The organism is Psychrobacter sp. AOP5-GZ1-6, assembly GCF_052376345.1.
Taxonomy (GTDB): domain Bacteria; phylum Pseudomonadota; class Gammaproteobacteria; order Pseudomonadales; family Moraxellaceae; genus Psychrobacter.
Genome location: NZ_JBQSVP010000355.1, coordinates 1 through 394, shown reverse-complemented (window position 1 = coordinate 394; position 394 = coordinate 1). Strand labels below are relative to the sequence as shown.

Here is a 394-nt window from a genome sequence, read left to right as displayed (position 1 = left end):
GGAGATACACTATTAATATCTTGGTGATTACTAATACAAGAGGTTAAGGTTAAAATAATTGCAGGTATGGTTAAGAATACCCTAATTTTAGTCGGTAAAGACAATTTCATTCTCCTTGAGTAAAGTTAGACATCTAGTAAATAATATATTTATCATAAATGAACCGCCCCGACTTTATCGGAGGCTGATCTACTTGAGTCAGGCAGCAACACCTGACAGGATTAAATTATCATAATACTGCTTTTCAAACTCAAAAGGTGACACATAACCAATCGTGCTATGCAAACGCTTCTTGTTAAACCAATCGACCCATTCAAGGGTTGCCAGTTCAACATCGTTGATGCCAGACCAGCTCTCTTTCAAATAATGAATGACCTCGGACTTATAAAGCCCG

At 37.3% G+C, this 394-nt stretch carries 1 protein-coding gene; it reads right to left on the bottom strand.

What is annotated here, in order from left to right:
• Positions 1–198 precede the first annotated feature (198 nt).
• The coding region (locus ACT3RN_RS16185) for an IS3 family transposase (protein WP_444518881.1) at positions 199–394 on the bottom strand (196 nt) is incomplete at its 5' end.